Raw genomic sequence first — 5696 nt, forward strand, 5'->3', positions numbered from 1 at the left:
CCGGGTTCGGGGCCGGGGGCGCCGTCCGGGCCGGGGCTGGGGCCGGTGCCGCCCGGGCAGCAGGTGCCGGGGTACCCGCCGAGGCCGCCCCGGCCGCCGTGGGAACAGCGGTAGGCGGGGCGGACGGAAGGTTGACGGCAGGGCCTCTCCCGCGGGTGCGGGGGAGGCCCTGGTGCGTCGGGGCGTGGGGTGCGCCGCGGGTGCGTCGGGGGTCGGCGGTGGGTCAGGGGGCGGACGGGTTCGGCGGGTGGCCGTACGCGGGGCGCAGCTCGGTCGGGGCGGAGGGGTCGGCGGCGCCGGGGGTGGAGGAGAGCGGTCCCGCCGGGGTCGGGTCCGTCGGGCGCTGGGCTGACGGGTCGTGCGGGGCGTCGGGGTCGGTGGGGCCGTACGGGCCGGGCGCGGACGGCTCGGCCCGTACGGACGGCTCGGCCGGGCGGGCCTGGGCCGGGAGCGGCTCGGGGGAGGGCTGGGCCGGGTCCAGGGCGGTGCGCCCGGAGGAGTCGCTCAGCTTGATCAGCAGCGCCACCATCAGCCAGTTCGCCAGCAGCGACGAGCCGCCGGCGGCCAGGAACGGCAGCGCCTTGCCGGTCAGCGGGACCAGCCCGCTCACCCCGCCGACCACCACGAACACCTGGAGCGCCAGCGCCGCCGACAGACCGGTGGCCAGCAGCTTGCCGAACGGGTCGGTCAGGCCGATCGCGGTGCGCAGGCCGCGCTGGACCAGCAGCACGTAGACCAGCAGGATCGCCGTCACCCCGGCCAGGCCCAGCTCCTCGCCGATGGTGGTGAAGATGAAGTCGCTGCGCCCGGCGAAGCCGATCAGCCAGGGCCGTCCCGAGCCCAGGCCGGTCCCGGTCATGCCCCCGGTGCCCAGGCTGAACAGCGCCTCGGCGGGCTGCTCGGAGATCGCCATGTCGTGCACCGGCTTGTAGTAGTCGAGAGGGTGCAGCCAGGCCTCGACGCGGCCGTGCACATGGGGCTCCACCGTCCCGACCACCGCCGCGCCGCCGACCGCCATCAGCAGGCCGAGCACCACCCAGCTGGTGCGCTCGGTCGCCACGTACAGCATGACGATGAAGACGCCGAAGAAGATCAGCGAGGTGCCCAGGTCGCGCTCGAAGATCAGCACCAGCAGGCTGACCACCCAGATCGCCAGCACCGGGCCGGCGTGCCGGCCGCGCGGCAGGGTCAGCCCCCAGACCTTCCGCCCGGCCAGCGCCAGCGCGTCCCGGGAGGCCATCAGGTACCCCGCGAAGAAGATCGTGATCGCGACCTTCACGAACTCGTCCGGCTCGAAGGAGAGCCCGAACAGCCGGATCCAGCGCTTGGCGCCGAAGCTGTCGCCGGGGGAGAGCACCGGCGCGGCCAGCAGGATCAGCGCACCCGCCATCAGCAGGTAGACGTAGCGCTGGAAGAAGCGGTGGTGCATGACGAAGACGATCAGCGCGAGCGCCGCCGCCACCGAGATGAACACCCACATCAGCTGGGAGGGCGCCGCCGGGAGCTTCTGGTAGTCGCCCTTGGCGGCGTGCGCGGCCTTGTAGCTGAAGTCCAGCCGGTCCAGCAGCACTAGCCCGAAGCCGGTCAGGAAGACGCCCAGCGGCAGGATCAGCGGATCGGCGTACGGCGCGAACCGGCGCACCGCCAGGTGGGCCGCCCCGGCCAGCGCGCCCAGCGACAGGCCGTGCACCAGCAGCCCGGGCGGCATCCTGCCGGTGAGCGCCAGGTCGGCGTCGATGTGTCCCGCCAGACAGACGGCCACCGCGAGGGCCAGGAGGCCCAGTTCGATGTTGCGGTGGCGCGCCGCCAGCCGGCGGCCGTCGCCGCGTGCAGTGGTTCGCACCCTTGTCATCCCCTTGTCGGCCACGTGGCGGGTCTCGCCGACGGGGCATCCTGCCAGACGTTTGTGTCTTCGCCCGCGGTTGCGGAAAAGAGGGGACGGAGGGCAGAACTTTGCCTGGGCAAAGCTTTGTTGGGGCTTGGTAAAGCTTTGTTCAGGCCCGGGTATAGAGGCGGGCCCCGGGTGCGGCGGGGGCGCGGCCGAGGGACATCATGGCCGGGCGCCGGGGTGCTCCGGTGTCGGGGTTCCCGATCGGCGGGTCCCGGCCGATGGGATTCGCGACAGGCGGGGACCACCGGGACGAGCGAGGTGAGCGGGCGGATGGGCGCGGTGCTGGACGGCGCGATGGGTGCTCCGGCGGGTGGCCTGATGGGCGGCCCGGCGGGCGGTCCGGTGGGCGGTCCCGCCTCGGTGCTCGCCTACAGTGGCCCGCCGCCGTGGCAGTGGTCCGACCTGGCGACCTCCTGGACGGCCGAGCCGCTGGTGCTCGCGCTGTCGGTGTTGCTCGGCGCCTGGTACCTGGCGGCGGTGCGCCGCGTCAACCGGGCCGCCGGGGTCGGGAGCGGAAGTGGGGCTGGTGCCGGGGTCGGGGCCGGGTCCGCCGGCGGGCGCTGGCAGCCCACCCGTACCGCCGCGTTCCTCGGCGGGCTGCTGCTGTGGATCTGGTGCACCTGCTCCGGCCTCGGCGTGTACGACCGGATCCTCTTCACCGACCGGGCCGTGCAGGTCGTGCTGCTCCTGATGGTCGTCCCGCTGCTGCTGGCGCTCGGCGCGCCGGTCTCGCTGCTGGTCGAGGCGGCGCCGGCGGCCCGGCGGGAGCGCGTCCTGCGGGCGCTGCGCAGCCGGCCGTCCAAGGTGCTGATGTTCCCGGCGGTCTCCACCGCGCTGCTGATGGCGCCGCCGTGGCTGCTCTACTTCACGCCCTGGTACGAGTGGTCGGTGTCCAGCGGGCTCGGGAACGTGGTGCTGCACCTGGCGCTGGTGCTGCTCGGCCTCGCGTACTTCTGGCCGCGCCTGCAGCTCGACCCGGTCGGGCACGAGTACCCGCACCTGGTCGGGCTGTTCATCACCTTCGCCGAGGTGATCTTCGACGCGGGGCTCGGGATCGTGCTGATCTACGGCGGGCACCTGGTCGCCGAGCACTACTACCTGGCGCTCGGGCGGCCGTGGGGGCCGAGCCTGGCGCAGGACCAGACCTGGGGCGGCAACGCGTTCTGGGTGCTGGGGGACCTGGTCGGGCTGCCGTTCCTGGCCGCGCTGGTGCGGCGGATGGTGGTGCAGGGGCGGGAGGAGACCGAGGCGGTGGACGCCGAGCTGGACGCCCGCTTCGCGGCGGCGGCCGAGCGGGCGCGGGAGACGGGGCAGCCGGAGGAAGAGGAGACCGGGATGCGGCCGTGGTGGCTGGACGACCCGAACCTCAAGCACCGGTACGGGGGGTAGGGCGCGGCGGGGGCGGGTGTCTGGTGGCGGGGTGGCCGGGTTTGGCGGGGTGGCCGGGCGGCAGGGTGGCCGGGTCTGGCAGGGGTGGCCGAGCGGCTCTTTGCGGCGGGCCAATTGTGGCCCTTCGAGGCCTTCCCGACGGCCTCTTGCCCGCATTTCCGCAGGTCAAAAATAGGTTGGCCGGGATCCCCCGCTCCGCTAGCGTGTGACACATCCGGTTCGGGGGCCATTGGGCCGCCCGAGGAGTAGAGAGCAGGAGGTGAACCCCGTGGTCGTTGTCGCCCCGATAGCTGCCCAGGGCAGCACTCGCGTTCACCTCCTTTTCCCGGCCGCCGGCTGAGCCCTTCGCGCCAGCCGTAGCCCGCCGGGACATCTCCTCCCGAAGGGCCACTGCGTTGTTCAACGCTGCCTCCGTTCCGTCGTTCTCTTCTTCCTCCTCTTCCTCGACCTCCGCTGACGCCTCCGGGCTGACCGGCTACGGCTGGACGGCCGAGCTCGCGGAGCTGTTCACCCCGTTCGGCGAGGCCGGGCTGCTCCCGGCGCGGATCGTCCGGGTCGACCGCGGCCAGTGCGATGCCGTCATCGCCGACCCGGAGACGGGCGAGTCGCGCACCGTCCGGTTCGACACCCGGCCGGTGGGCGACGCCGACATGATCAACTGCCCGTGCACGGGCGACTGGGCGGCCGTCGACCTGTACGCCCAGCCGATGGCCTCCGTCGCCGCGCTGCTGCCGCGCTCCACCGCGATCATCCGCAAGGTGGCCGGCAAGCGCTCCGACGGCCAGGTGCTGGCCGCCAACGTCGACACCGTGCTGATCGCCTCCTCCCTCGCGACCGATCCCGACCTCGGCCGGATCGAGCGCTTCCTCGCCCTGGCCTGGGAGTCCGGCGCCGATCCGCTGGTCGTCCTCACCAAGGCCGACCTCGTCGACGACGCCGACTTCATCCGGGCCGACGTCGAGGCGGTCGCCCCCGGGGTCACAGTGGTCGTGGTGAGTGCCGAGACCGGCGAGGGCATGGACGTGCTCCGCGCCTGTACCCCCGGCACCACCGCGGTGATCGGCCAGTCCGGTGTCGGCAAGTCCACGCTCACCAACGCCCTGGCTGGCTCCGTGGTGATGACCGTCCAGGAGGCCCGCGAGGTCGACCAGAAGGGCCGCCACACCACGACCACCCGCGAGCTGATCCCGCTGCCCGGCGGGGGCGTGCTGATCGACACCCCCGGGCTGCGCGAAGTCGGCCTCTACGGTGGCGAGGGCGTGGACCTGGCCTTCGCCGACATAGCCGAGCTGGCCGAGGACTGCCGCTTCCACGACTGCGGCCACCACACCGAGCCCGGCTGCGCGGTGCGGGCGGCGCTGGCCGACGGCACCCTGCCGCAGCGCCGGATGGACAGCTACCTCAAGCTCCAGCGCGAGAACGAGTGGATCGCCTCGCGGTCGGACGCCCGGGTGGCCAAGGCGCGGCTGAAGAAGTGGAAGACGATCAACAAGTCGATGCGAGCCGCGGGAGGTCCGGTGAAGCGCTGAACCCCGACACCGGCCGGCCGCCGCGCCGCGGCCGCCGGCCTCCGCCGGGCCCACCCGGTTCAGCGGAGGTCGGCCGCCAGGCGGAAGCTCTGCAGGACCACCGGAGTGCTGTCGTCCACGGTGAAACCCGGGTCGTCGAGGGCGTCGAGCATCTCCGGACTGCGCCAGAACCGCTCGTGCACCGCACGCCACTCGGCCACGCTGGTGCACCCCTCGCCCTCGTCCAGGGCGTGCTGGAGGTCGACCTCCGCGAGCGGGACCACCCGGACGTCCGTGGTCTCGATCACGGCGACCCTGCGGCCGTCCGAGTCGAGGACCGCGGAGAGCTCACCGGGCAGCGGCAGGGGCTCGCCCTCGTGGTCGTAGTCGGCGACCAGGCCGGTGGTGCTGGTCTTGGCGCCGTCGAGGATCGCCGCGACCAGCTGGTCCCGCAGCGGGCCGGGGAACGCGAACTCGGCCGGAGGCAGGGCGACGACGCGCGGGTCGTCCGGACCGGTGTAGGGGTGCTGCTCGCTCATGCCGCGAGGGTAACGGCGGGACGGCTGGCGGGCCCGCGAATTTCGGGCCCGGGGCTCTCGGCGCCCGGAGCCCGGCCGCTGGAGCCCGGGGTCAGGAGCCCAGGCTCCCGGTGCCCGGTGCCCAGGCTCCTGCTGCCCGGTGCCCGGCCGCTGAAGCTCGGTGCCTGGCGCCCGGTGCCTGGCGCCCGGAGCTCAGGTGCCAGGTGCCCAGGCCCAGGCCCAGGCCCGGGGCGTGCAGGGGTGCCGTGCGGGTGGTCTCGGGCACGGGCCGGCGAATGGGCGGGCCGGCAGGCCTCCGGGCCAAGGCGCCATGGGCCGCCGGGCCGCTGGGCCGCTGGGCCATGGGGTGAGGTGGTGGGTGGGCGGGTG

Annotated in this window: 4 protein-coding genes; 2 read left to right on the plus strand and 2 right to left on the minus strand. The window is 74.0% G+C overall.

Going from position 1 to position 5696, the window contains the following annotated elements:
* Positions 1 to 223: 223 nt before the first annotated feature.
* Positions 224 to 1852 (minus strand): FtsW/RodA/SpoVE family cell cycle protein, encoded by a 1629-nt coding sequence (locus tag AE652_RS33895; protein ID WP_082346147.1) that lies wholly within the window; start codon positions 1850 to 1852, stop codon positions 224 to 226.
* A 297-nt stretch (positions 1853 to 2149) separates the two neighbouring features.
* Here AE652_RS33895 and AE652_RS33900 point away from each other — a divergent pair, with 297 nt between their 5' ends.
* Together AE652_RS33900 and rsgA are read left to right on the plus strand one after the other, a co-directional pair.
* Complete coding sequence (locus tag AE652_RS33900; protein WP_159028628.1) at positions 2150 to 3280, plus strand: cytochrome c oxidase assembly protein; 1131 nt, start codon at positions 2150 to 2152, stop codon at positions 3278 to 3280.
* Positions 3281 to 3675: 395 nt separating this feature from the next.
* On the plus strand, positions 3676 to 4809 hold the full coding sequence (gene rsgA / locus AE652_RS33905) for a ribosome small subunit-dependent GTPase A (RefSeq protein WP_049658649.1): 1134 nt from the start codon (positions 3676 to 3678) through the stop codon (positions 4807 to 4809).
* Positions 4810 to 4868: 59 nt separating this feature from the next.
* Here the strand turns inward: rsgA and AE652_RS33910 are convergent, their stop codons facing one another.
* Positions 4869 to 5327 (minus strand): ASCH domain-containing protein, encoded by a 459-nt coding sequence (locus AE652_RS33910; RefSeq protein WP_049658651.1) that lies wholly within the window; start codon positions 5325 to 5327, stop codon positions 4869 to 4871.
* Positions 5328 to 5696 lie beyond the last annotated feature (369 nt).

This window comes from Kitasatospora sp. MY 5-36 (genome assembly GCF_001182915.1).
Taxonomy (GTDB): Bacteria; Actinomycetota; Actinomycetes; order Streptomycetales; family Streptomycetaceae; genus Kitasatospora.

Bases quoted from the DNA above. Each gene is read 5' to 3' on its own strand.
- AE652_RS33895 (WP_082346147.1), bottom strand. From the start codon at position 1,852: ATGACAAGGGTGCGAACCACTGCACGCGGCGACGGCCGCCGGCTGGCG.
- AE652_RS33910 (WP_049658651.1), bottom strand. From the start codon at position 5,327: ATGAGCGAGCAGCACCCCTACACCGGTCCGGACGACCCGCGCGTCGTC.